The sequence below is a fragment of the Burkholderia sp. 572 genome (assembly GCF_040545135.1).
Lineage (GTDB): Bacteria > Pseudomonadota > Gammaproteobacteria > Burkholderiales > Burkholderiaceae > Burkholderia > Burkholderia cepacia.
In genome coordinates this window covers 14023-38799 of record NZ_JBEPLH010000002.1, presented here as the reverse complement: position 1 = coordinate 38799, position 24777 = coordinate 14023, and the positions used below count along the sequence as shown (strand labels likewise).

Sequence of the window (24777 nt, the reverse complement as noted above, 5' to 3'; positions counted from 1 at the left end):
AAGACAGGTTCAACGACGAAACGTGGATGACCGACATAAAACCCACGCCCCCGCGAGCACACTCCCCGCTCATCAAAGAATGATGCGACGGAAATCCGCGAGCAACGCGCCGAGATACGCATTGAACCGCGCGGCTTCCGCGCCATCGATCACGCGATGGTCATACGACAGCGACAGCGGCAGCGTCAGACGCGGCACGAACTGCTTGCCGTCCCACACCGGCTTCATCTGGCCGCGCGACAACCCGAGGATCGCGACTTCCGGCGCATTGATGATCGGCGTGAAGTTGGTGCCACCGATCCCGCCGAGCGACGAGATCGAGAAGCAACCGCCCTGCATCTGGTCCGGCTTCAGCTTGCCGTCGCGTGCGGCCTTCGACAGCTCGGCCATTTCCTTCGCGATATCGACGAGCCCCTTCTTGTCCGCATCGCGGATCACCGGCACGACGAGGCCGTTCGGCGTGTCCGCGGCAAAACCGATGTGGTAGTACTGCTTGAACACCAGGTTGTCGCCGTCGAGGCTCGCGTTGAAGGTCGGGAATTTCTTCAGCGCGGCGACGACCGCCTTGATCACGAACGCGAGCATCGTGAACTTCACGCCCGCCTTTTCGTGCTCCTTGTTCAGCTGCACGCGCAGCGCTTCGAGCTCGGTGATGTCCGCTTCGTCGTTGTTCGTGACGTGCGGGATCATCACCCAGTTGCGATGCAGGTTCGCGCCCGAGATCTTCTTGATGCGCGACAGCGGCTTCGCCTCGAACGGGCCGAACTTCGAGAAGTCGACCTTCGGCCACGGCAGCAGGTTCAGCTCGCCGCCGCCTGCCGGCGCGGCTGCCGCGCCCGGTGCCGCGCGCTGGCCGGTCATCACGCCCTTCACGAAGCCCGTGACGTCTTCCTTCGTGATGCGGCCCTTCGGACCCGAGCCCTGCACGCGCGCGACTTCGACGCCGAGTTCGCGTGCGAACTTGCGCACCGACGGCGATGCGTGGCTGGCGCGGTATTCGCCCGACGGTGCCGCGGCCGGAGCCGGTGCGGCAGCGGCCGGTGCGGCCTTCACGGGTGCGGCGGCGGGTGCCGGCGCCGGCGCTGCAGCGGCGGGCGCCGGTGCGCTCGCCTGCGGTGCGGCAGCCGCTGCACCTGCGGCTTCGAGCAGCACGATCAGCGTGCCTTCCGACACCGAATCGCCCACCTTGACCTTGATTTCCTTCACGACGCCCGCTGCCGGGCTCGGCACGTCCATCGTCGCCTTGTCCGACTCGAGCGTGACGAGCGACTGTTCCTTCTCGACCGTGTCGCCGACCTTCACGCCGATCTCGATCACCGGCACGTCCTTGTAGTCGCCGATGTCGGGTACCTTCACTTCGAGCGTGCCGCCGGCGGCTGCCGGTGCGGCAGCCGGTGCCGCTGCGGCCGGCGCAGGCGCTGCCGCCGGAGCCGGTGCTGCGGCCGGCGCGGCCGCGCCGTTGGCCTGCGCCGCGGCGCCGCCTTCGAGCAGGATGATCAGCGAGCCTTCCGACACGGAATCGCCCACCTTGACCTTGATTTCTTTCACGACGCCGCCTACCGGGCTCGGCACGTCCATCGTCGCCTTGTCCGACTCGAGCGTGACGAGCGACTGCTCCGGCTCGACCGTGTCGCCGACCTTCACGCCGATCTCGATCACCGGCACGTCCTTGTAATCGCCGATATCCGGCACCTTCACTTCGATCGCTTGACTCATCTGTTTCTGTCTCCATGGCCGCGCGCGCTTCTCGCGGAAGCGGCGCGCGGCATCACACGGCGTGTGCGTTAAACGGTCATCGGGTTGGGCTTCGACGGATCGAGGTTGTACTTGGCGATCGCGTCCGCGACCACCTTGCGCTCGATCGTGCCCTCGTCGGCCAGCGCGTTGAGCGCGGCGACGGTGACCCAGTGACGGTCGACTTCGAAGAAGTGACGCAGCTTCTCGCGGGTATCCGAGCGGCCGAAACCGTCGGTGCCCAGCACGACGAAGCGGCGATCGATCTGGCCGCGGATCTGGTCGACCAGCGCGCGGACGTAGTCGGTCGACGCGATGACCGGGCCCTGCGTGTCCTTCAGGCACTTCTGCACGTGCGACAGGCGACGCTCCTCGGTCGGATGGAGCAGGTTCCAGCGCTCGACCTGGTGGCCTTCACGCGCCAGCTCGGTGAAGCTCGGCACGCTCCACAGGTCGGCGGCGACGCCCCAGTCGTTCTTCAGCAGGTCGGCGGCAGCGATCACTTCGTTGAAGATCGTGCCCGCGCCGAGCAGTTGAACGCGCGGCGCCTTCTTGTCGGCGTCGGCCTTCTTGAACGCGTACATGCCCTTGATGATGTCGGCCGCCACGTGCTCGCCCTGCGGAATCGCCGGGTGCTCGTAGTTCTCGTTCATCACCGTGATGTAGTAGTACACGTCCTCCTGGTCCTGCACCATGCGGCGCAGGCCGTCCTGGACGATCACCGCGAGTTCGTAGCCGAAGGTCGGGTCGTAGCTCACGCAGTTCGGCACCGATGCCGCCCACAGCAGCGAGTGGCCGTCTTCGTGCTGCAGGCCTTCGCCGTTCAGCGTCGTGCGGCCCGCGGTACCGCCGAGCAGGAAGCCGCGCGAACGCATGTCGCCCGCGGCCCATGCCAGGTCGCCGATCCGCTGGAAGCCGAACATCGAGTAGAAGATGTAGAACGGCACCATGATCTCGCCGTGCGTCGAATACGACGTCGCCGCCGCGATCCAGTCGCACATGCCGCCCGCTTCGTTGATGCCTTCCTGCAGGATCTGGCCGGTCTCCGATTCCTTGTAGAACATCAGCTGGTCGGAATCTTCCGGCACGTACTTCTGGCCCTGCTGGTTCCAGATACCGATCTGGCGGAACAGGCCTTCCATGCCGAACGTACGCGATTCGTCCGGGACGATCGGCACGACGCGCTTGCCGAGCGCCTTGTCCTTCAGCAGGATGTTCAGGATCCGCACGAACGCCATCGTCGTCGAGATCTCGCGGCCCTCGCCCGTGCCCTTCAGCAGCGGTTCGAACGCGTCGAGCGCCGGCACCGGCAGCGACGTCGCCTTCTCGCGGCGATGCGGCAGGTAGCCGCCGAGATCCATGCGCTGCTTGCGCATGTATTCGAGTTCCTTCGAGCCTTCCTCGAACTTCAGGTACGGCACGTCGGCGATCTGCTCGTCGGTGATCGGCAGGCGGAACTGGTCACGGAACTTCTTCAGTTGCTCGACCGGCAGCTTCTTCTGCTGGTGCGTGATGTTCATCGCCTGGCCCGATTCGCCCATCCCGTAGCCCTTGATGGTCTTCGCGAGAATGACGGTCGGCGCACCCTTCGTGTTCGTGGCTTCGTGGAAAGCCGCGTAGATCTTGTGCGGATCGTGGCCGCCGCGGTTCAGCGCCCAGATGTCGTCATCGGACCAGTCGGCGACGAGCGCCTTCAGTTCAGGCGTGTTGAAGAAGTGCTCGCGCACGAACGCGCCCGACTCCGACTTGTACGTCTGGTACTCGCCGTCGACGACTTCCATCATGCGGCGCATCAGCGCGCCCGTCTTGTCGCGTGCGAACAGCGCATCCCAGCGGCTGCCCCAGATGACCTTGATCACGTTCCAGCCGGCACCGCGGAATTCCGATTCCAGTTCCTGGATGATCTTGCCGTTGCCGCGCACCGGGCCGTCGAGACGCTGCAGGTTGCAGTTGATCACGAACACGAGGTTGTCGAGCTTTTCGCGGCTCGCCATCCCGATCGCGCCGAGCGATTCCGGCTCGTCCGTCTCGCCGTCGCCGAGGAATGCCCATACCTTGCGGCCTTCCGTCTTCGCGATGCCGCGCGCTTCCAGGTACTTCATGAAACGTGCCTGGTAGATCGCCATGATCGGGCCGAGGCCCATCGACACGGTCGGGAACTGCCAGAAGTCCGGCATCAGCCACGGGTGCGGGTACGACGAAATGCCGTTGCCGTCGACTTCCTGGCGGAAGTTGTCGAGCTGCTCTTCCTTCAGGCGGCCGAGCAGGAATGCGCGCGAGTAGACGCCCGGCGACGAGTGGCCCTGCACGAACACGAGATCGCCGCCGTGCTGCTCGGACGCTGCGTGCCAGAAGTGGTTGTAGCCGACGTCATAGAGCGTCGCGGCCGACGCGAACGACGCGATGTGGCCGCCGACGTTCGTGTCCTTGCCTGCACGCAGCACCATCGCCAGCGCGTTCCAGCGCGTGTACGAACGGATGCGGTGCTCGATGTCCTGGTCGCCAGGGATCTTCGCCTGGGCTTCGACCGGGATCGTGTTGATGTACGGGGTATTGGCGGAGAACGGCAGGTGTTCGCCGTGCATGCGGGCGAACTCGATCTGCTTTTCGATCAGGTAATGCGCGCGGCCGGTGCCCACGGAGGAGATCACGCCATCGAGCGACTCCAGCCACTCGACGGTTTCTTGCGGGTCGTCGTCACGTTCGGCGGCGACATATTTCATCACTTCGTTCGGTACAGCGGACATTCTCGTCTCCTGGGTCCTGGAATGTGAGGATCGCTCTCGTGCAGACGACGCGACGCGACCGGCTGCGGGCAAGCTCCAGCGGATTGTAATGAGCGTGCGCGGGCCTGCGCAACAAAATTTTCGAATAGTGAGATCTTTTCTCGCAATACGAAATATTGCTGCGCTGCACCCATATTTCGGGGCTCTCCGGCGCGTCCCGGCGAAACAAATCCGTTTCCGTTCAACATATCCGGTATAGGTTTTCCATGTATTGCGCTGCGCTACAATCCTGCCATGTTGACCGATCGGCTTTTCGCACGCTCGGCGCGACCGTCGGGCCCGCCGGCGGAGTCGCAGCCGTCCCGTTGGCACCACGGACCGTGGTGGTCCAATTCCTATTTGCTGACGCCACTGCTGTCGATCCTCGTGTTCCTGGTGGTGATGAGCCTCATCCTGTGGAGCCTCAACCGCCGCGAACAGCAGCAGCAGGAAGACACCCTCTTCCGGAACGTCGCGTGGGCGCAGCAGCAGATCCGCCTGTCGATGACGGGCGCGCAGGAACAGCTCCAGGCACTGTCGCGCGATCTCGCATCCGGCCGCCTCGACCAGAACGCGTTCCAGATGGCCGTCGCGGACGTGATGCAGACGCACCCGGAAATCCTCTACCTGAACTGGTACACGTCGCCCGGCGTACAGCGCTGGCCGACCGTGCATCCGCCGCTGCTCGGCCAGCGGCTCGCGAAGCCCGGCGAAGCGCAGATGCAGGACGCCGTGCGCGGCGCATACGACGAGGCGCGCAGCACGCGCCGCCAGGCCTATTCGCCGCTGATCTACGACGACTTCGGCAACGGCTTCATCACGCTGCAGACGCCCGTCATGCGCGGCGACCGCGAGTACCTCGGCTCGATCGCCGCGGTGTTCTCGGTCGAAGGCATCCTGAAGCACGACATCCCGCAGGAACTGTCGTCGAAGTACAAGATCTCGATCACCGACGCGAACAACCGCGAGCTGTCGTCCACGTCGACGCGCCCGCGCCTGCCGCGCGACTCGCACTACGACCTGCCGCTCGATCCGCCCGGCCAGGGGCTGACCGTGCGCGTGTACGCATTCCCGCAGCTCACGAACCTCACCAACAACACGCTCGTGTGGCTCGTGGCGGGCCTGTCGTGCTTCGTGCTGTGGAGCCTCTGGAGCCTGTGGAAGCACACGCGCCAGCGCTTCGAGGCGCAGCAGGCGCTGTACGCGGAAGCGTTCTTCCGCCGCGCGATGGAGAATTCGGTGCTGATCGGCATGCGCGTGCTCGACATGCACGGCCGCATCACGCACGTGAACCCCGCGTTCTGCCGGATGACGGGCTGGGACGAAACCGACCTCGTCGGCAAGGTCGCGCCGTTCCCGTACTGGCCGCGCGACGCTTACCCGGAAATGCAGCGCCAGCTCGACATGACGCTGCGCGGCAAGGCGCCGAGCTCGGGCTTCGAGCTGCGCGTGCGGCGCAAGAACGGCACGCTGTTCCATGCGCGCCTGTACGTGTCGCCGCTGATCGACAGTTCGGGCCGCCAGACCGGCTGGATGTCGTCGATGACCGACATCACCGAGCCGAAGCGTGCACGCGAGGAACTCGCGGCTGCGCACGAGCGCTTCACGACGGTGCTCGAAAGCCTCGACGCCGCGGTGTCGGTGCTGGCCGCCGACGAAGCCGAGCTGCTGTTCGCGAACCGCTACTACCGCCACCTGTTCGGCATTCGCCCGGACGGCCATCTCGAGCTGTCGGGCGGCGGCTTCGACCGCGCGCAGGCATCGTCCGACTCGATCGACATGGTCGACGCGTTCGCGGGCCTGCCGGCCGCCGCGCTGACGAGCAGCACGGCCGATGCGCAGGAGGTGTACGTCGAGAGCATCCAGAAGTGGTTCGAGGTGCGCCGCCAGTACATACAGTGGGTCGACGGCCACCTCGCGCAGATGCAGATCGCGACCGACATCACGACCCGCAAGAAGGCGCAGGAGCTCGCGCACCAGCAGGAAGAGAAGCTGCAGTTCACGAGCCGATTGATGACGATGGGTGAAATGGCGTCGTCGATTGCTCACGAATTGAACCAGCCGCTCGCCGCGATCAACAACTACTGCTCGGGCACGCTCGCGCTCGTGAAGAGCGGCCGCGGCACGCCCGAGACGCTGCAGCCCGCGCTGGAAAAGACCGCGCAGCAGGCGCTGCGCGCCGGGATGATCGTCAAGCGGATCCGCGAATTCGTGAAGCGCAGCGAACCGAAGCGCCAGCCGGCCCGGGTCGCGGACATCGTCGCCGACGCGGTCGGGCTCGCTGAAATCGAGGCCAGGAAGCGCAGGATCCGGATCGTCACGGAAATCCTCGCAAGAATGCCTATTATTTATGTCGACCCCGTGCTGATCGAGCAGGTGCTCGTGAACCTGATGAAGAACGCGGCCGAGGCGATGGCCGACGTGAAGCCAGCGTCGGCGGACGGCGTGATCCGCGTCATCGCCGACATCGAGGCGGGATTCGTCGACATCCGCGTGATCGACCAGGGCCCGGGCGTCGACGAAGCGACCGCCGAGCGCCTGTTCGAACCGTTTTACAGCACCAAGTCCGATGGCATGGGCATGGGGCTGAACATCTGCCGTTCGATCATCGAATCGCATCGGGGGCGTCTGTGGGTGGTCAACAACGTCGAGCCGGATGGCCGCATTTCCGGCGCGACGTTCCACTGCAGCCTGCCCATTGGGGAACCCGCTGATCTCGGCCAAGGGGGGCGCGAGGCATCGGCATCACATACCGTTACGGGAGAACTATGAATAGCCCTGTCACCACCACTCAGGAAACCGTCTTCGTCGTCGACGACGACGAGGCCGTACGGGACTCGCTGCGCTGGCTGCTGGAGGCGAACGGCTATCGCGTGCAATGCTTCTCAAGCGCCGAGCAGTTCCTCGATGCGTACCAGCCGGCGCAGCAGGCCGGCCAGATCGCGTGCCTGATCCTCGACGTGCGGATGTCGGGCATGAGCGGTCTCGAGCTGCAGGAGCGCCTGATCGCCGACAATGCCGCGCTGCCGATCATCTTCGTCACGGGTCACGGCGACGTGCCGATGGCCGTGTCGACGATGAAAAAGGGTGCGATGGACTTTATCGAGAAACCGTTCGACGAAGCCGAGCTGCGCAAGCTCGTCGAGCGGATGCTCGACAAGGCCCGAAGCGAAAGCAAGAGCGTCCAGGAGCAGCGTGCCGCGAGCGAACGCCTGTCGAAGCTGACCGCGCGCGAGCAGCAGGTGCTCGAACGGATCATCGCGGGCCGCCTGAACAAGCAGATCGCCGACGATCTCGGCATCAGCATCAAGACGGTCGAAGCGCACCGCGCGAACATCATGGAAAAGCTCAACGTCAACACGGTCGCCGATCTGCTGCGCCTCGCGCTGTCGAAGAAGCAGGCCTGAGCGTCGCACGCGGCTCCGGGCAGCCCTGCCCGGCCGGCCGCACCATCGGACACTACCGCGCCGCGCGATGCGGCCCACTCGCGCGGCATCCCGGCGCTTCCTCCCGGAGCGCCGGCACCGGCGCCATGACGCTTTCCTTGTATTCGCTGTCGGACGACAGCAGGCGACCGGTATAATTGCGTGCTTTGCTGCGGCGCTTCGCGTGCCGCACGCCCGCATTCCAACTTCCCGGCAGGACCACCACCATGACAGCCCTCCTCATCGACGGCAACGCCCTCTCGAAGACCTTGCGCGCGCAGGCCGCCGAACGCGCCGCCGCCCTGACCGCACGCGGCCACCAGCCCGGTCTCGCGGTGATCCTCGTCGGCGCCAACCCGGCGAGCGAAGTCTACGTGCGCAACAAGATCAAGGCGTGCGAGGACAACGGCTTCTTCTCGCTGAAGGATGCGTACCCGGCCACGCTGTCGGAAGCCGACCTGCTCGCGCGCATCGACGAGCTGAACCGCGACCCGAAGATCCACGGCATCCTCGTCCAGCTGCCGCTGCCCGCGCACATCGACAGCCACAAGGTGATCGAGGCGATCGCGCCGGAGAAGGACGTCGACGGCTTCCACATCGCGAACGCCGGCGCGCTGATGACCGGCAAGCCGCTGTTCCGGCCGTGCACGCCGTACGGCGTGATGAAGATGTTCGAGGCGCACGGCATCCCGCTGCAGGGTGCGAACGCGGTCGTGATCGGCCGCTCGAACATCGTCGGCAAGCCGATGGCGATGATGCTGCTCGACGCCGGCGCGACCGTGACGATCTGCCACAGCAAGACGCGTGACCTCGCCGCGCATACGCGGCAGGCGGATGTCGTGGTCGCCGCGGTCGGCAAGCGCAACATCCTGACCGCCGACATGGTGAAGCCCGGCGCGACGGTGATCGACGTCGGCATGAACCGCGACGATGCGGGCAAGCTGTGCGGCGACGTCGACTTCGCGGGCGTGAAGGAAGTGGCCGGCCACATCACGCCGGTGCCGGGCGGCGTCGGCCCGATGACCATCACGATGCTGCTGATCAACACGATCGAAGCCGCCGAGCGCGCGGCCGACGCAGCCGCCTGACCCTGCCCGTTCAGCCGGCGTGCGGTTCCGCGCGCCGGCGCCTCGCCGGCCGCACCTGGCCGGCCGCACCTTGCCGGCCGCCCCGTCCCGCATTCGACCCCGCGCCAATCGCGTCGTTAGAAACTAACGATTGGAAAGCGCGCGATGCGCCCCAATAATGTCGATATCGGGCGCCGCGCTGCCGTGCGCGCCTTACCCTTTTCACTCCGGTTCATCCGGCAACAGACAGGGAGTCTTATGTCCGCCAGCGCCAACACCAACCCGCTCCTCGACTTCTCGGGCCTGCCCCGCTTCGGCGAGATCCGCCCGGAACACGTGACGCCCGCGCTCGACACGCTGCTCGATGCCGCCAACCGCGCGGTCGAGACGGCAAGCGCCGCCGCGACGCCGGCAACCTGGGCGGATGTCGTCGAGACGGTCGAGCACGCGACGGAGCCGCTCGGTCGCGCGTGGGGCATCGTCGGCCACCTGAACGCGGTCGCCGATACGCCCGAACTGCGGGCCGCCTACGGCGAAAACCTGCCGCGCGTGACCGAATTCTGGTCGAGCGTCGGCCAGAACCTCGCGCTGTACGAGAAGTACAAGGCGATCGCCGCGAGTGCCGAATACGCAACGCTGTCCACCGAACGCAAAAAGATCCTCGACAACGCGCTGCGCGATTTCCGCCTGTCGGGCGCCGAGCTGCCCGAGGACCAGAAGCCGCGCTTCGCGGAACTTCAGGAACAGCAGGCCGCGCTGTCGAAGGCCTTCTCCGATCACGTGCTCGACGCGACCAACGCGTACGCGTACATCGTGCAGGACGACGCCGAACTGGCCGGCCTGCCCGGCGACGCGATCGAGGCCGCCCGCGAAGCCGCGCAGAAGGACGGCAAGGAAGGCTGGAAATTCACGCTGCACTTCCCGTCGTACTTCCCGGTGCTGCAATACGCCGACAACCGCGCGCTGCGCGAGACGCTCTACCGCGCCTATGCGACGCGCGCGTCGGAACTCGGGCCGCAGTACGGCGACGGCAAGGCAGAATGGGACAACACGGCGATCGTCGCCGATGCGCTGAAGCTGCGCCGCGAAGAGGCGCAGATGCTCGGCTACCGCAACTTCGCCGAAGTGTCGCTCGCGCCGAAGATGGCCGAATCGCCGCAGCAGGTGATCGCGTTCCTCGAGGATCTCGCGACGCGCGCGCGCCCGCACGCGGACAAGGACTGGGACGAGCTGCGCGCGTTCGCCGCGAAGGAACTCGGCCTCGCCGAACTCGCGCCGTGGGACGTCGCATACGCGGCCGAGAAGCTGCGCCAGCAGCGCTACGCGTTCTCGGAAAACGAGGTCAAGCAGTACTTCCCGGAGCCGGCCGCGCTGAAGGGCCTGTTCACCGTCACCGAGACGCTGTTCGGCGTCCAGATCAAGCCGGACGATGCGCCGGTGTGGCACAAGGACGTGCGCTTCTTCCGCGTCGAAAACCGCGACGGCTCGCTCGTCGCGCAGTTCTATCTCGACCTGTACGCGCGCGAAGGCAAGCGCGGCGGGGCGTGGATGGACGACGCGCGTTCGCGCGCGAAGCGCGGCAGCACCGTGCAGACGCCGGTCGCGTACCTGACCTGCAACTTCTCGGCACCGGTCGGCGGCAAGCCCGCATGCTTCACGCACGACGAAGTCATCACGCTGTTCCATGAATTCGGCCACGGGCTGCACCACATGCTCACGCGCGTCGACGAGCTCGGCGTGTCGGGCATCAACGGCGTCGAATGGGATGCCGTCGAGCTGCCGTCGCAGTTCATGGAAAACTTCTGCTGGGAATGGGACGTGCTGTCGTCGATGTCGTCGCACGTCGATACGGGCGCCGCGCTGCCGCGCGAGCTGTTCGACAAGATGATCGCCGCGAAGAACTTCCAGAGCGGGCTCGGCACGCTGCGCCAGATCGTGTTCTCGATGTTCGACATGCTGCTGCACGTCGACTTCGACCCGGCAGGCGCCACCGGCGTGACCGCATTCGCGCGCGAGATCAACGAACGCTATCACGTGATCCCGCAAGCCGCGTTCTCGCGCTGGCCGAACACGTTCAGCCACATCTTCGCGGGCGGCTACGCGGCCGGCTACTACAGCTACAAGTGGGCCGAGGTGCTGTCGGCCGATGCGTACGCGGCGTTCGAGGAAGCGGCCGCCGCGAGCGGCAGCGTGCTCGACGCGGCGACCGGCACGCGCTATCGCCGCGAAATCCTCGAGGTCGGCGGCAGCCGCCCGGCGATGGATTCGTTCAAGGCGTTCCGCGGCCGCGAGCCGCAGATCGATGCGCTGCTGCGCCACAACGGGATGGCCGCACCCGCGCACTGAGCGCCCGCTGTCCGGCTCGTCCGGCTGCATCGAAAGGCACCGCCGCGGCGGTGCCTTTTTTTCATGGCGCCGGGAGTTCGCCGGCTGCGTCGTCGGCGTTACCGGCTTCGTCGTCGAACAGCGAGAACTGCCCGTGGCGCTCGGCGGTATCCTCGTCGATGCGCACGCCGACGCCGAGCAGCCGCACCGCCTGCGCACGCCGTTGCAGCCCCTTCGCGAGCAGCGTGACGGCCGTATCCGCATGCGTCGCGTCGGCCACGCACTCGACCGTCGTCCGCTGGAAATCGGCGAAGCGGATCTTCACGTACAGCTTGCGGATCGACCGCGCAGCGCCCGCCCGTGCGATACGCGCGTCGAGCTGCACGACGAGGCGGCGGATTTCTGCCGCGCACTGCTCGAGCGTCGTCAGATCGGTAACGTAGGTCGTCTCGACGCTGACCGACTTGCGCTCCTGGTCGGCCTGCACCGGCCGCTCGTCGATCCCGCGCGACAATTCGTACAGCCGCCGCCCGAACGCGCCGAATTCGCGGTGCAGGTCGATCAGCGGCCAGTCGCGCAATTGCGCGCAGGTCTGGATGCCGAGCCGGTCGAGCCGCGAGGCCGTCACCTTGCCGACGCCGTGCAGCTTGCGCACCGGCAGCGCCGCGACGAACGCGTCGATCTCGTGCGGCCGCACGACGAACAGCCCGTCGGGCTTGTTCCAGTCGGACGCGATCTTCGCGATGAACTTGTTCGGCGCGACGCCGGCCGACACGGTCACGCCGACCGTATCGTGCACGCGCTGACGGATCTCCCTCGCAATCAGCGTCGCACTGCCCTGGCACCGCTCCGACCCGCTGACGTCGAGGTACGCCTCGTCGAGCGACAGCGGCTCGACGTCGGGCGTGTAGTCGCGATAGATCGCCATGATCTGCCGCGATGCCGCGCGGTACTTGTCCATCGCTGACGGCAGGATCAGCAGGTCCGGACACTTGCGCATCGCCAGCGCCGACGACATCGCCGAATGCACGCCGTAGCGCCGCGCCTCGTAGTTGCAGGTCGCGATCACGCCGCGCTGGTCGGGCCGGCCGCCGACCGCGAGCGGCCGGTTGCGCAGCGACGGGTCGTCGCGCATCTCGACCGACGCGTAGAAGCAGTCGCAATCGCAATGAATGATCTTGCGCATGCGCGGCAGCACGTCGCCCGGCGGCGGCGCGTGCGGATCGGCAGGCGGAATGATGGTCGGGTTCACGGTGCCGATACTGTACAAAAACACAGTGCCGGTTTCAACTGTCGCGTGCGGTCGCGCCCGGCGGTGCCGTACCGGCCCGCTTTGCACGGATCGTACCGGCCGGCGCGGGCAGCGGCGCCTATACTCGTCTGCCGCAATACACGAAACGCAAAGGTGACGGATGAAGACGATCGGACTGATCGGCGGGATGAGCTGGGAATCGTCGGCCGAGTACTACCGGATGATCAATCGCCATTCGAAGGCGCTGCACGGCGGGCATCACAACGCGAAAAGCGTGCTGGTCACGGTCGATTTCGCGGAGATCGAAGCGCTGCAGCGCACGCACGACTGGGCCGCGCTCGGCGAGCGGATGGCGAGTGCCGCGCGGCAGCTCGAAGCGGCCGGCGCCGATCTTGTCGTGTTGACGACCAATACGATGCATCGCGTCCACGCCGCGATCGAAGCCGCGGTGACGCTGCCGTTCCTGCACATCGCCGATCCGACCGGCGCCGCGCTTCGCGATGCGGGCATCGAGCGCGTCGCGCTGCTGGGCACGCGCTACACGATGGAGTTGCCGTTCTACGCGGAGCGGTTGCGCGACAGGTTCGGCATGGAGGTGCTCGTGCCGGACGAACGCGGGCGCGACGACGTGCACCGGATCATCTACGACGAGCTGTGCCACGGCGTCATCGCGCCGGAATCGCGCGCGACGTACGGGACGATCATCGAGGAACTGGCGACGCGCGGCGCCCAGGCGGTGATCCTCGGCTGCACGGAAATCACGCTGCTGATCGGCGCGGACGACTCGCCGCTGCCGGTGTTCGATACGACCGCGCTGCATGCGAAGGCGGCGGTCGAGTGGGCGGCGCGATAGCGGCGCCGCGCGCAGAAAACAAAAAACCCGGCATGGAGCCGGGTTCTTGTCGACGAAGCGTCGCATCGGTCATATGCGCTGCACATCGTCTGGTGTGCTTGGTTGCGGGGGTAGGATTTGAACCTACGACCTTCGGGTTATGAGCCCGACGAGCTGCCAGACTGCTCCACCCCGCGTCAGAGAAATAAATTATAGGGTGAGGAAGTACTCACGTCAATACTTTTGTCACAATTTCTTCCCGATTCCCCGAGACGGCGGTGCGAGGCACCGCCCCCGCCCCGCACGACGGGCGCGTTCGCACCGCGTGCTCGCGGTAAGATGGCGGCCTTCGCATTTACCCCGCACGCACACTCCCCGTTCATGAAAATCGCCACCTGGAACGTCAACTCGCTCAACGTCCGCAAGCAGCACGTACTCGACTGGCTCGCGCAAAGCGGCACCGACGTGCTGTGCCTGCAGGAACTGAAGCTGCCGGACGAGAAATTCCCGCGCGCCGATCTTGAAGCCGCCGGCTACCGCAGCTGGTTCACGGGCCAGAAGACCTACAACGGCGTCGCGATCCTCGCGCGCGACACGCTGTCCGTCGACGAATCGGACGTCGTACGCAACATTCCGGGCTTCGACGATCCCCAGCAGCGCGTGATCGCCGCGACGGTCGACGGCGTGCGCATCGTGTCCGCGTATTTCCCGAACGGCCAGGCGCCCGACTCGGACAAGTTCGTCTACAAGATGCAATGGCTCGACGCGCTGCAGGCGTGGCTGCGCACCGAGCTGCAGCGCTACCCGAAGCTCGCGCTGCTCGGCGACTACAACATCGCGCCGGAAGACCGCGACGTGCACGACCCCGCGAAATGGGAAGGCCAGAACCTCGTGTCGCCGCAGGAGCGCGCCCACTTCGCGCAACTGATCGAACTCGGCTTCGTCGATGCGTTCCGCCGCTTCGAACAGCCGGAGAAGACCTTCACATGGTGGGACTACCGGATGATGGCGTTCCGCCGCAACGCGGGGCTGCGCATCGACCACGTGCTGCTGTCGCCGGCGCTCGCGCAAACCTGCACGTCGTGCGAGGTCGATCGCACGCCGCGCACGTGGGAACAGCCGTCCGACCACACGCCCGTGGTCGCGGTCGTCGGCTGACCGGGCAGCCCGCGCGCGTTCAGCGCCGCGCGGGCGCCGGCCCGAGATGGGCCCACAGGAACCCGAATTCCGCCGCGTCGGCTTCCGCGCGTTCCAGATCGTCGGCACTGCCGTGGCCGCCGTCGGTGTTCTCCCAATACCACACCCGTTCATGACCGAGCGCACGCATGCGCGCGGCCATCTTGCGCGCATGCGCGGGATGCACGCGGTCGTCGCGCGTCGACGTCGTCAGCAGTAACGGCGGATACGCGACGCCTTCACGCACGCGGTGATACGGCGAATACGCGGCCAGCGCCGCACCTTCGTGCGGATCGTCCGGGTCGCCGTATTCGTCGAGCCACGCGGCGCCCGCGTGCAGCTTCGGATAGCGCCGCATGTCGAGCAGCGGCACGCGGCAGAGCACCGCGCCGAACAGCTCCGGCCGCTGCACCATGCACGCGGCAACCAGCAGCCCGCCGTTGCTGCCGCCCTCGATGCCGAGCTGCGCGGCGCTCGTCACGCCGGTCGCGGCCAGATCCTCGGCCACCGCGATGAAATCGTCGAACGAGCGCTGGCGGTGTTCGCGCTGCGCGTCGACATGCCAGCGCGGCCCGAACTCGCCGCCGCCGCGGATGTGCGCTAACGCCATCACGCCGCCGCGCTCGAGCCACCCGATGCCGAACGCGTCGCTGTAGCCCGGCAGGTTCGGGATCGCAAAACCGCCGTAGCCCGACAACAAACACGGCCGCGCGACGCGCGTGGCGCCTTCGGCCGGATCGAGTGCATCGCGCGGCCCGATCAGCGTGTACGGCACCATCGTGCCGTCTTGCGAGCGCGCGCTCGCGCGGCGCACGACGAGCCCCGTCGCGTCGAACTGCACCGGCGGCCGGTCGAGCAGCACGCGGCGCGACGACGCATCGTCCGCGCGGTCGGCCAGATCCGCCAGCCAGCATTCGGGCGGATCGAGATAGGTGTCGACGTCGACGTACACCTCGTCGTTCAGCGTCGACTCGACGGGCTCGACATCGATCTGCGCGTCGCCCGCCCACTCGAACGGCCGCGCATCCCATGTCCACGTACCGTCGTCGACCTGTCGCGGTTGCCACAGCATCGTGCGGTTGTGCACGTCGTCGAGCCAGCTCGCGATCAGCGTCGTGCGCGTGTGCGTCCACGTGCACGCGGACGTCGTCGGCTGCGGCGCGAACAGCGTCGTGAGTTCGCGCGACCCGGCCAGGAACGCCTGCTCGCGGATCGCCAGCAGCGAGCCGCCCGCATGGCGCACGCCGCCGCAATCCCAGTCGAGGCGCGGCTCCAGCATGAGCCAGCCTTCCCAGAACCCGACCTCGACATGGGGCGGCACGTCGTAGCGCGCCCACTCGCCCGCGTCGGTCAGCCGGTACGCATGCGCGTCGAAGAAGTCGACGCTGCGCCACGCGACGTGGCGGTTGTCGATCGGATCGAACCCCGCGCCCGCGCTGATGTCGTCGGGTTCGCCGCTGAAGACGACCGGCGCATCGGCAAGCGCGGTGCCGCGCACCCAGCGCCGCGCTTCATACGGATAGCCGGCCGCGGTGGCATGCGCGTCGCCGCGATCCCAGCTCACGTAGACGGTATCGCGATCGATCCAGCCGACCGTGTGATGCCCCGGCTCGTCGATCGTGAAGCCGCCGTCGACGAAACGACGTTCGACGAGATCGAATTCGCGCACGACGACCGCGTCGGCACCGCCCGGCGACAGCGACAGCAGCGCGCGATCGCCGTCCGGATACAGGATCGCGTCCTGCTCGAACACCCACGATTCGCCCTCCTCCGCGCCGAGCGCGTCGACGTCGAGCAGCGTTTCCCACGCCGGCCGGCCTGCACGCCAGTCGTCCCAGCGCGTGCGGCGCCACAGCCCCTTCGGATGGAGATCGTCCTGCCACAGGTCGTAGGCCCAGTCGCGCCAGCGGGTTGGAATCACCGGGCGTTCGCGCGGCAGGTACGCTTTCGCGAGGCGCGCCGTGAGCGCGCGATAGGCATCGTCGTCACGCAGCGCGGCGCGCGTGCGCGCGTTCTGCTCGTCGACCCACGTGCGGGCGCGCTTGCTGTCGAGCGCTTCGAGGAAACGGAACGGGTCGGCCCCGGCGGGCCAGCGGAAGGAATCGGACATTGCGGATGGGCGGAATGGCAAACGGCGTGCAAACCGCGATTATGTCCGATCGCGGCATGCGCGATGCCCGCGCATGCCGCAAATCGTGCTCAGGGCTCCAGATGGAGTTCCTGGATCTTGCGCGTGATCGTGTTGCGGCCGATGCCGAGGCGCTCCGCGGCCTCGACCTTGCGACCGCGCGTGAAGTCGAGCGCCTCGCGGATCACGGCCGCCTCGAAGCGGCGTGCGAGTTCGTCCATCACGTCGGCCGAATTCTCGCGCAACAGCCGCGCCACCTCGGTGCGCAAACCATGCTCCCACACCGGATAGCCGGCCGGCGCGCTGCCGTTCGGCGCGGCCGCGACAGGCGCGGACGCCACCGGCGCCGTGCCCGTCACCGGTGCAGAGAGTGCCGTATCGCCACCACCGACGTGCGTGCCCGCACCTTCGCCCGCAGCGACGACCGGCGCGCCGGCCGGCACGAGGTCGGGCGGCAGGTCCTTGATCTCGACCGTCTGCGCGGGCGCCATCACGGTCAGCCAGTTCGCGAGGTTCTCGAGCTGGCGCACGTTGCCGGGAAACGCGAGCGACGTCAGGTAGGCCAGCGCCTCGTCGGACACGCGTTTCGGCTCGACGCCGAGATCGCGCGCGCTCTTCTGCAGGAAGTGGCGCGTGAGCAGCGCGATGTCCTCGCTGCGCTCGCGCAGCGGCGGCAGCCGCAGCCGGATCACGTTGAGCCGGTGGTAAAGGTCTTCGCGGAACAGGCCCTGCCGCACGCGCGATTCGAGATTCTGGTGCGTCGCGGCGATCACGCGCACGTTCGCGCGCAGCGGGTTGTGCCCGCCGACCCGATAGAACTGCCCGTCCGACAGCACGCGCAACAGGCGCGTCTGCAGGTCGAACGGCATGTCGCCGATTTCGTCGAGGAACAGCGTGCCGTTCTCGGCCTGCTCGAAGCGGCCCTGCCGCGTCGACTGCGCGCCGGTGAACGCGCCGCGCTCATGGCCGAACAGCTCGGATTCGAGCAGGTCCTTCGGGATCGCCGCGGTGTTCAGCGCGATGAACGGCCCGTTCGCGCGCGGGCTGTGACGGTGCAGCGCACGCGCGACGAGCTCCTTGCCGGTGCCCGATTCGCCGGTGATCAGCACGGTCGCAGCCGAGTGAGACAGGCGACCGATCGCGCGGAACATGTCCTGCATCGCGGGCGCCTGGCCGAGCATCTCGGGCGCCTCGGCCACGCGCTCGTCCTGCGGCACGCCGCCGCGCAGGCTTTCCTCGACGGCGCGGCGGATCAGCTCGACCGCCTTGTCGACGTCGAACGGCTTCGCGAGATATTCGAACGCGCCTCCCTGGAACGCCGCCACAGCGCTGTCGAGATCGGAGAACGCCGTCATGATGATGACGGGCAGGCCCGGCAGGCGCTCGTGCATCGCCTGCAGCAACTCGAGGCCCGAGCCGCCCGGCATCCGGATGTCGGATACGAGCACCTGCGGCGTCTCGTGGTCGAGCGCGGCCAGCGCGTCGCGCACGTTCGCGAAGCTCTTCGTCGCGAAGCTGTCCCGGGCGAGCGCCTTTTCAAGCACCCAGCGGATCGATTGGTCGTCGTCTACTATCCAGATCGGCTTCATAGGTCGGTCAGATATTGGTGAATCCGGTGAATCGCCATGCCGTCGCTCAATGATCGAGCGGCAGCAGGATCTGAAATTCGGTACGTCCGGGCCGGCTTTCGACCTCGATCGTCCCGTCGTGCTGCTGCACGAACGTCTGCGCGAGCGTCAGGCCGAGGCCGCTGCCGTCGTCGCGCCCGGACACGAGCGGGTAGAAGATCCGGTCGCGGATGTCTTCCGGGATGCCGGGTCCGTTGTCGATCACGTGCAAGTCCAGTGCCAGCCGGTACAGGCGCTTCGCGATCGTCACCTTGCGCGCGATGCGCGTGCGCAACTCGATCTTCGCGTCGCCCTGCGCGATCCGTTCGCGCAGCGCCTGCGCCGCGTTGCGCACGATGTTGAGCAGCGCCTGGATCAGTTGCTCCTTGTCGCCGCGCAGGTCCGGCACGCTCACGTCGTAGTCGCGCTCGATCGTGAGCCCGCGCGGGAATTCCGCGAGCATCACCGCGCGCACGCGTTCGCATACTTCATGAATGTTCACGTCGCCGACGATGTGCGGATGCCGGTGCGGCTCCAGCAACCGGTCGACGAGCGTCTGCAGGCGGTCGGACTCCTTGATGATCACCTGCGTGTATTCGCGCAACTCGCCGCGCTCGCGCTCGCCGAGTTCGAATTCGAGCAGCTGGGCCGCGCCGCGAATGCCGCCGAGCGGATTCTTGATCTCGTGCGCGAGGTTGCGGATCAGCTGCTTGTTGACCGCGGTCAGGTCGTGGATGCGCTCCTCGCGATCGGTGCGCGACTGCCGTTCGTTCTCGAACAGCTCGACGAGCACGAAATCGGGCGCGGTCTCGAGGAAGCCGACGATCGCGTGCACGTGCAGCGGTTCGCGGCCGGGCCGGTCGAGCACGGTATCGAGGTGCGTCGCGTGAAAGCGCTCCTCGCCGATCGCGGTGATCGTCGACGCCAGTTCGTTCGCGTTCGGAAAAATCTCGCCCCACGGCCGCTGCGCGAGCTGCCGGCGCGAGATGTCGAGCATCGCCTCCGCGGAGGGGTTCGCGAACGCGATCCGCAGCGTCTTGCGGTCGAGCACGAGCACGACCGTCGGCAGCGCTTCCAGCCCTGCCAGCAGGCCCGAGCGTGCGAGCCGCTCGTCGTCCGTCAGTCGCTCGGGCTGCCCCGTTTTCGCCTTGATCAGATTCTTCAGAACCATCTGCGTGCTTGTCGCGCCTCAACGGGCCAGAAAAGGAAAATCACCGGAACAAAAAAGGGACGGCTGAACGCCGCCCCTTTCAGACTCCGCCGCCCCCGCCGCCAACCGCGCGGCGGGAACGAACCGGCAAAACGGCGCTGAATCGAAGCGCCATCGCCGATTACAGCGAGTAGTACATCTCGAACTCGATCGGGTGCGTCGTCATGCGGAACTTCGCCAGCTCCTGCTCCTTCAGCGCGAGGTACGCGTCGATCATGCCGTCCGTGAACACGCCGCCGCGCGTCAGGAACTCGCGATCCTTGTCGAGCGCTTCGAGTGCCTGGTCGAGGCCCGCGCAGACGGTCGGGATCTTTGCATCCTCTTCCGGCGGCAGGTCGTACAGGTTCTTGTCCGCTGCTTCGCCCGGATGGATCTTGTTCTGGATCCCGTCGAGGCCGGCCATCATCAGCGCCGTGAAGCACAGGTACGGGTTCGCCATCGGATCCGGGAAGCGCGTTTCGATACGGCGGCCCTTCGGGTTCGACACGTGCGGAATGCGGATCGATGCCGAACGGTTACGCGCGGAGTACGCGAGCTTGACCGGTGCTTCGAAGTGCGGGACCAGACGCTTGTACGAGTTCGTCGTCGGGTTCGTGATCGCGTTCAGTGCACGGGCGTGCTTGATGATGCCGCCGATGTAGAACAGCGCCAGTTCCGACAGGCCGGCGTAGCCGTTGCCCGCGAACAGGTTCTGGCCGTCCTTCCAGATCGACTGGTGAACGTGCATGCCCGAACCGTTGTCGCCGACGACCGGCTTCGGCATGAACGTCGCCGTCTTGCCGTACGAGTGCGCGACGTTGTGGATGATGTACTTCGACCATTGCGTCCAGTCGGCGCGCTGAACCAGCGTCGAGAACTTCGTGCCGATTTCGTTCTGGCCCTGGCCCGCCACTTCGTGGTGGTGCACTTCGACCGGAATGCCGAGCTGTTCGAGCAGCAGGCACATTTCCGAACGCATGTCCTGGAACGTGTCGACCGGTGCGACCGGGAAGTAGCCGCCCTTCGTGCCCGGACGGTGGCCCGTGTTGCCGCCTTCGAATTCCTTGCCTGCCGACCACGGCGCTTCTTCCGAGTTGATCTTCACGAAGCAGCCCGACATGTCCGTGTTCCACTGGACCGAGTCGAAAATGAAGAATTCCGGTTCCGGACCGAAGTAGGCCGTGTCGCCGATGCCCGTGCTCTTCAGGTACGCTTCGCCGCGCTTCGCGAGCGAACGCGGATCGCGCTCGTAGCCCTTGCCGTCGGCCGGCTCGACCACGTCGCAGGTCAGCACGAGGGTCGACTCTTCATAGAACGGGTCGACGAAAGCGGCGCTCGGGTCCGGCATGAGCAGCATGTCCGACGCCTCGATGCCCTTCCAGCCGGCGATCGACGAGCCGTCGAATGCATGGCCGCTTTCGAACTTGTCTTCGTCAAACGCCGAAACCGGCACCGACACGTGCTGCTCCTTGCCGCGCGTATCCGTGAAGCGGAAATCGACAAACTTGACGTCCTCGTCCTTCACGAGCTGCATGACGTCGGCGACGGTTTTACTCATAACCTCTTCTCCTGATTAGAACAATTCCGGCGGACTGGGAACCGCCTCGTTTATCGAGCTGACCGGGGTCTTGCTTTGGCGCAGCGCGCCCCGATTCGACCGAATTCTATATAGCAGCTTCCGTGCCACCTTTGCGAACGACGGGCGCAAATCGCGCCGGAGCTCGCCACGACAGGGCCAGGCTGCGCGATTCCGGGGCCTTGCGCCGCACCGGTCGCTCGCCGAAAGCACTGTGATGGTGCAATTCCGGCAGCCCGCCGCAACCAAGGAATCATTCTGGTGCATGCGTGCCATTCTGCACTTTTTTGGTGAACACGTGGGCCACGCGTGCACCGCACCGCACGCGGCCATTCGTGCCGCGACGCCGCGCTAGAATGCTCGTTTGACCGATACGGAGACTCCCTGCCATGAGTACGCTCGACCAGCTTTACGCGAAGGCCGACGAACGCCGCGCCCAAGGCGCGCTCAACTACGCCGGGGCGCTGCTGCCGGCCGAGGCCTTCGAACTGCTGCAGCTCGATCCGTCGGCGCGCCTCGTCGACGTGCGCACCCGCGCCGAACTCGACTGGATCGGCCGCCCGCTCGTCGGCGACGGCCAGTACCTGCACCTCGAATGGACGCGCTACCCGGGCGGCGTGCCGAACGCCGAATTCGTCAACGAACTGAAAGCGGCCCTCCCGGCCGATACCCCCATCCTGTTCCTGTGCCGCAGCGCCGCGCGCTCGAAGCTCGCCGCGGTCGCCTCCACGCAGGCCGGCTTCACGAAGGCGTTCGACCTGCTCGAAGGCTTCGAGGGCGCGAAGGACGCCGAAGGCCACCGCAAGACGGTCGACGGCTGGTGCTTCCGGAAACTGCCGTGGATCGGCGCCTGACGGCGCGCTGCGCCCGCCGGTGACGACAGCCTCATCGTCGAGCCGGGCGATGACATGCCGATGACGGGCCGCGTTGCGCGGCCCGTGGTTTTTGTGCGGCCGGCTGGCGCGCCGCTCAGGCGCGCGACGTCTCGGCTTCGACGACGTCGCCGCCGAGCAGGTGCACGCCCTCGCGCAGCTTCACGTACGCGGCCGCGACCGCTTCCGGCTCGCCCTTCACGCCGAGGTCGATGTGACGGCGCGCGAAGATCCCGCCACGCTCCGCATCGCCCACGCTCGGCAGGCTGAACACGCGCACGCCCGGGAAATCGCGCTCGATGCGCTCCATCAACGGCGTGAGCGTCGATTCCGGCAGCTCGAACACGTACAGCGAACGCTCCGCGTGCGGCGTCGCGTGATGCAGGTGCGCGTACTTCGTATCGAGCACCCATTCGATCATCGGCCACGCCATCACCGGGAAACCCGGCACGAAGTGCAGGTCGCCGACCGAGAAACCGGGAATCCGGTTGTAGCCGTTCGGGATGATCGTCGCGCCCACCGGAAACACGCCCATGTTGAAGCGATGCTGGTTCTCCGGAGAATCGAAATCGACCGGCGTGGCCGGGTCGGTGTGGGTTTCGCGGATCCGCTCCGAAATCAGCACCTTCGCTTCCGGGTGCAGCTCGAGCGTCACGCCGAGCGCGGCGGCCGCGCACTGGCGCGTGTGGTCGTCCGGCGTCGCGCCGATCCCGCCCGTCGAGAACACGATGTCGCCCGACGCGATCGCGCGTGCGAGGGTCGCCGTGATGCGCGCCGGATCGTCGCCGACGTATTCGGCCCAGTCGAGCGCGAGGCCGCGTGCGCCGAGCAACTCGATGACCTTCGCCAGATGCTTGTCCTGCCGGCGGCCCGAAAGGATTTCGTCGCCGATGATGATGATGCCGATGCTCATGCCTGCCCCATGTCGATTGCGGTGGCGCGCGAACTCGCACGCAGGTCCTCCAGCGCGCGCAGGCAATAATGCCCAAACCACAGCGCCGAGAAGACGAGGATGAAAGCGTAAACCCAGATCATGGCCGCCGCGACGAACGGGAACAGCACCATCATCCAGACCGACGATACCCACACGAAGGTCGGCACGGTGCCGAGCAGCCCGGTCGCGACGCCGATGCCGATCAGCGGCCAGCGGTGCCGGCGCACGAGCGCCCGGCGCTCGTCGCGGCTCGCGTGCAGCGCGAGCGCGTCGTAGGTCATCACGCGATACGTGAGCCAGCCCCAGATCACGGGCGGCAGCAGCGCGAAGAACGGTGGAATCAGCCACAGCGGAATCGTGACGACCAGCACGACGACGCCGGCCAGCGCCGCCCACAGCGAATTGAACACGCTGCCGAAGAACGTGCCGCCCCGCTTCGGCTCGAGCGCCGCGAACTGCCGGTTCGACAGGTGCTTGATCACGACCGGCATCGAAATCGTCGCGATCAGCAACAGCACGGTCAGCACGATCAGCGGAATCGCGAGCGACACGACCACGAACGGCGCGACGACCGCATGCAGCTGCGACATGCCGATCGCGTCGAACGCGCGGTACAGCAGGGCCGTCAGCACGAAGCCGTCGAGCGCGCCGCGTGCGAGGTCCAGCAGCGTCTGCCACGAGAACCACAGCACGACGCCCCACAGGACGGCCGAGACGAGAAACGGCATCAGGGTGAGCCAGAGCATGCGCGGATGCAGTGCGCTCGCGAATGCCCGGACGAAGGAACGCAGCAAGTCGTTCATGCGAGCCTGTATCGACGGAGAAAAACGGGGAAAGGATAAACCACGCGGCCCGCATGCGCCAAAGCACATGCGGGCCGCGTGGGAGAGCCGCTCAACGTGGGAATGGCCGGATCAGGCCGACGCCGCGCCGCGCTTGGCGGGGAACAGGCGCCGGAAGATCCGCACGAACGCGAGGCCGTGCTGCGCCCAGAAGCCTTCGCCGTAGGACACGCCCTCGACCTGGTCGCGGATGCCGGTCGGCTCGACCGTGCGGTTCCACGACGCGGTGCCGAACATCATGTCCCACCACGGGAACAGCACGCCGAAGTTGCAGCCGTACTTCGTGCCTTCGTGGCCGTAGCCGACCGCGTGGTGGCGCCGGTGGAAGATCGGGCTCACGAACAGGCGCTCGCCGAGCCAGCCGAACGACAGGCGCGCATTCGTGTGCTGAATGCTCTGCATGAAGTTGGTGAACGCGGTCAGCACGACGAACTGCGACGGCGTCACGCCGATCACGAGCGCGATCGCCGCGAAGAAGCACGATTGGATCACGTCGTCGAGCACGTGGTTGCGGTCGTCGCACCACAGCGACATCTGGCGCTGGCTGTGATGCACGGCGTGCAGCTCCCACCAGACGCCGAACTTGTGCTGCCAGCGGTGATACCAGTAGCCGGCGAAATCGAGCACGACGAGATAGATCGCGAACGCGACGATCGGCTTCGAGGTCACGCCCGGCCACAGGTAGTCGAGGTTGACGTTCGCGACCCCGTGCAGGCGCAGCCACGCCTGGAAGTTGTCGAACAGCGGCTGCAGCGCGAAGAAGAAGAACAGCGAATAGATGCCGAGCTTCGCGATCGCGGTGTAGATCACGTCGACCCGCACGGCACGGCGGTTCGTCCAGCGCTCGACGGGCCGCAGCGCCTCGAGCGGGCGCAGCAGCACGAACATCAGCACCATCTGCAGCGCGCCGACGATCACCCAGTACAGCGCGTCGTAGGTGTCCTCGTCGTAGTCCATCAGGTTGAACTTGAAGAGGAGCGGCTGCACGACGTCGACGTACAGCCAGGTCTGGATGTCCGATACGAACGCATCGATCAGGTGCAGCATCGTTCT

The 24777-nt window shown here is 66.8% G+C and carries 18 protein-coding genes and 1 tRNA gene; 7 read left to right on the top strand and 12 right to left on the bottom strand.

The features are described 5' to 3' along the window. Positions 1 to 72: 72 nt before the first annotated feature. Together aceF and aceE are read right to left on the bottom strand one after the other, a co-directional pair. Positions 73 to 1716, bottom strand: a complete 1644-nt coding sequence (gene aceF, locus ABIC51_RS03720; protein ID WP_060311935.1) for a dihydrolipoyllysine-residue acetyltransferase — start codon at positions 1714 to 1716, stop codon at positions 73 to 75. Positions 1717 to 1784: 68 nt separating this feature from the next. Next, positions 1785 to 4481: a pyruvate dehydrogenase (acetyl-transferring), homodimeric type gene (gene aceE / locus ABIC51_RS03715; protein ID WP_059688897.1), complete on the bottom strand. Its 2697-nt coding sequence runs from the start codon at positions 4479 to 4481 to the stop codon at positions 1785 to 1787. Between the two features lie 273 nt (positions 4482 to 4754). Between aceE and fixL the strand changes: the two genes are divergently transcribed. After that, entirely contained in the window at positions 4755 to 7271 is a 2517-nt protein-coding gene (gene fixL / locus ABIC51_RS03710; protein ID WP_027786960.1) for an oxygen sensor histidine kinase FixL, read from the top strand. After that, positions 7268 to 7906, top strand: a complete 639-nt coding sequence (gene fixJ, locus ABIC51_RS03705) for an oxygen response regulator transcription factor FixJ (protein WP_006493245.1) — start codon at positions 7268 to 7270, stop codon at positions 7904 to 7906. Before fixL ends, fixJ begins: the two co-directional genes overlap by 4 nt. A gap of 52 nt (positions 7907 to 7958) precedes the next feature. Here the strand turns inward: fixJ and ABIC51_RS03700 are convergent, their stop codons facing one another. Further along, positions 7959 to 8153: a hypothetical protein gene (locus ABIC51_RS03700; RefSeq protein WP_059699120.1), complete on the bottom strand. Its 195-nt coding sequence runs from the start codon at positions 8151 to 8153 to the stop codon at positions 7959 to 7961. On the opposite strand from ABIC51_RS03700, the gene folD reads away from it, so the two are divergent. Together folD and ABIC51_RS03690 are read left to right on the top strand one after the other, a co-directional pair. Continuing rightward, positions 8152 to 9012, top strand: a complete 861-nt coding sequence (folD, locus tag ABIC51_RS03695; protein ID WP_048024084.1) for a bifunctional methylenetetrahydrofolate dehydrogenase/methenyltetrahydrofolate cyclohydrolase FolD — start codon at positions 8152 to 8154, stop codon at positions 9010 to 9012. The two genes, ABIC51_RS03700 and folD, sit on opposite strands and share 2 nt — an antisense overlap. Before the next feature lie 237 nt (positions 9013 to 9249). Then, complete coding sequence (locus ABIC51_RS03690; RefSeq protein ID WP_060373147.1) at positions 9250 to 11337, top strand: M3 family metallopeptidase; 2088 nt, start codon at positions 9250 to 9252, stop codon at positions 11335 to 11337. 61 nt (positions 11338 to 11398) lie between these two features. On the opposite strand, the gene dinB is transcribed toward ABIC51_RS03690, so the two are convergent. Beyond that, positions 11399 to 12592 carry a DNA polymerase IV gene (gene dinB, locus ABIC51_RS03685; RefSeq protein ID WP_059699122.1) on the bottom strand — a complete coding sequence of 398 codons (1194 nt, stop codon included), beginning with the start codon at positions 12590 to 12592 and terminating at the stop codon, positions 11399 to 11401. Between the two features lie 136 nt (positions 12593 to 12728). On the opposite strand from dinB, the gene ABIC51_RS03680 reads away from it, so the two are divergent. Beyond that, positions 12729 to 13421: an aspartate/glutamate racemase family protein gene (locus tag ABIC51_RS03680; protein WP_146252890.1), complete on the top strand. Its 693-nt coding sequence runs from the start codon at positions 12729 to 12731 to the stop codon at positions 13419 to 13421. A 99-nt stretch (positions 13422 to 13520) separates the two neighbouring features. Here ABIC51_RS03680 and ABIC51_RS03675 read toward each other — a convergent pair. Then, positions 13521 to 13597 (bottom strand) — tRNA-Met (locus tag ABIC51_RS03675). A gap of 184 nt (positions 13598 to 13781) precedes the next feature. On the opposite strand from ABIC51_RS03675, the gene xth reads away from it, so the two are divergent. Next, complete coding sequence (gene xth, locus ABIC51_RS03670) at positions 13782 to 14558, top strand: exodeoxyribonuclease III (RefSeq protein ID WP_048024087.1); 777 nt, start codon at positions 13782 to 13784, stop codon at positions 14556 to 14558. Between the two features lie 19 nt (positions 14559 to 14577). Here the strand turns inward: xth and ABIC51_RS03665 are convergent, their stop codons facing one another. The 4 genes from ABIC51_RS03665 to glnA all read right to left on the bottom strand — a co-directional run bounded on the left by ABIC51_RS03665 (position 14578) and on the right by glnA (position 21058). Beyond that, on the bottom strand, positions 14578 to 16686 hold the full coding sequence (locus tag ABIC51_RS03665; protein WP_175898724.1) for a prolyl oligopeptidase family serine peptidase: 2109 nt from the start codon (positions 16684 to 16686) through the stop codon (positions 14578 to 14580). Positions 16687 to 16775: 89 nt separating this feature from the next. Then, on the bottom strand, positions 16776 to 18293 hold the full coding sequence (ntrC, locus tag ABIC51_RS03660; RefSeq protein WP_021157654.1) for a nitrogen regulation protein NR(I): 1518 nt from the start codon (positions 18291 to 18293) through the stop codon (positions 16776 to 16778). 46 nt (positions 18294 to 18339) lie between these two features. Beyond that, positions 18340 to 19482, bottom strand: coding sequence for a nitrogen regulation protein NR(II) (glnL, locus tag ABIC51_RS03655; RefSeq protein ID WP_021157653.1), 1143 nt, complete (start codon positions 19480 to 19482; stop codon positions 18340 to 18342). 160 nt (positions 19483 to 19642) lie between these two features. Continuing rightward, positions 19643 to 21058 (bottom strand): type I glutamate--ammonia ligase, encoded by a 1416-nt coding sequence (gene glnA, locus ABIC51_RS03650; RefSeq protein WP_017331833.1) that lies wholly within the window; start codon positions 21056 to 21058, stop codon positions 19643 to 19645. Between the two features lie 407 nt (positions 21059 to 21465). Between glnA and ABIC51_RS03645 the strand changes: the two genes are divergently transcribed. Next, positions 21466 to 21930 (top strand): rhodanese-like domain-containing protein, encoded by a 465-nt coding sequence (locus ABIC51_RS03645; protein ID WP_027786952.1) that lies wholly within the window; start codon positions 21466 to 21468, stop codon positions 21928 to 21930. 115 nt (positions 21931 to 22045) lie between these two features. Here ABIC51_RS03645 and ABIC51_RS03640 read toward each other — a convergent pair whose 3' ends face one another. The 3 genes from ABIC51_RS03640 to ABIC51_RS03630 form a co-directional block, all read right to left on the bottom strand. Continuing rightward, entirely contained in the window at positions 22046 to 22861 is an 816-nt protein-coding gene (locus ABIC51_RS03640) for a competence/damage-inducible protein A (RefSeq protein ID WP_027786951.1), read from the bottom strand. After that, a complete protein-coding gene (locus ABIC51_RS03635; protein ID WP_059699126.1) occupies positions 22858 to 23685 on the bottom strand; it encodes an EI24 domain-containing protein in 828 nt (275 codons plus the stop codon). Before ABIC51_RS03635 ends, ABIC51_RS03640 begins: the two co-directional genes overlap by 4 nt. Positions 23686 to 23796: 111 nt before the next feature. Next, a complete protein-coding gene (locus ABIC51_RS03630; RefSeq protein WP_021157648.1) occupies positions 23797 to 24771 on the bottom strand; it encodes a sterol desaturase family protein in 975 nt (324 codons plus the stop codon). Positions 24772 to 24777: the final 6 nt, after the last annotated feature.

What these genes read in the sequence shown, in the direction of transcription:
- aceF (WP_060311935.1), bottom strand. Translation starts at nt 1,716, where the DNA reads ATGAGTCAAGCGATCGAAGTGAAGGTGCCGGATATCGGCGATTACAAG.
- aceE (WP_059688897.1), bottom strand. Translation starts at nt 4,481, where the DNA reads ATGTCCGCTGTACCGAACGAAGTGATGAAATATGTCGCCGCCGAACGT.
- fixL (WP_027786960.1), top strand. Translation starts at nt 4,755, where the DNA reads ATGTTGACCGATCGGCTTTTCGCACGCTCGGCGCGACCGTCGGGCCCG.
- fixJ (WP_006493245.1), top strand. Translation starts at nt 7,268, where the DNA reads ATGAATAGCCCTGTCACCACCACTCAGGAAACCGTCTTCGTCGTCGAC.
- folD (WP_048024084.1), top strand. Translation starts at nt 8,152, where the DNA reads ATGACAGCCCTCCTCATCGACGGCAACGCCCTCTCGAAGACCTTGCGC.
- ABIC51_RS03700 (WP_059699120.1), bottom strand. Translation starts at nt 8,153, where the DNA reads ATGGTGGTGGTCCTGCCGGGAAGTTGGAATGCGGGCGTGCGGCACGCG.
- ABIC51_RS03690 (WP_060373147.1), top strand. Translation starts at nt 9,250, where the DNA reads ATGTCCGCCAGCGCCAACACCAACCCGCTCCTCGACTTCTCGGGCCTG.
- ABIC51_RS03680 (WP_146252890.1), top strand. Translation starts at nt 12,729, where the DNA reads ATGAAGACGATCGGACTGATCGGCGGGATGAGCTGGGAATCGTCGGCC.
- xth (WP_048024087.1), top strand. Translation starts at nt 13,782, where the DNA reads ATGAAAATCGCCACCTGGAACGTCAACTCGCTCAACGTCCGCAAGCAG.
- ABIC51_RS03665 (WP_175898724.1), bottom strand. Translation starts at nt 16,686, where the DNA reads ATGTCCGATTCCTTCCGCTGGCCCGCCGGGGCCGACCCGTTCCGTTTC.
- ntrC (WP_021157654.1), bottom strand. Translation starts at nt 18,293, where the DNA reads ATGAAGCCGATCTGGATAGTAGACGACGACCAATCGATCCGCTGGGTG.
- glnL (WP_021157653.1), bottom strand. Translation starts at nt 19,482, where the DNA reads ATGGTTCTGAAGAATCTGATCAAGGCGAAAACGGGGCAGCCCGAGCGA.
- glnA (WP_017331833.1), bottom strand. Translation starts at nt 21,058, where the DNA reads ATGAGTAAAACCGTCGCCGACGTCATGCAGCTCGTGAAGGACGAGGAC.
- ABIC51_RS03645 (WP_027786952.1), top strand. Translation starts at nt 21,466, where the DNA reads ATGAGTACGCTCGACCAGCTTTACGCGAAGGCCGACGAACGCCGCGCC.
- ABIC51_RS03640 (WP_027786951.1), bottom strand. Translation starts at nt 22,861, where the DNA reads ATGAGCATCGGCATCATCATCATCGGCGACGAAATCCTTTCGGGCCGC.
- ABIC51_RS03635 (WP_059699126.1), bottom strand. Translation starts at nt 23,685, where the DNA reads ATGAACGACTTGCTGCGTTCCTTCGTCCGGGCATTCGCGAGCGCACTG.
- ABIC51_RS03630 (WP_021157648.1), bottom strand. Translation starts at nt 24,771, where the DNA reads ATGCTGCACCTGATCGATGCGTTCGTATCGGACATCCAGACCTGGCTG.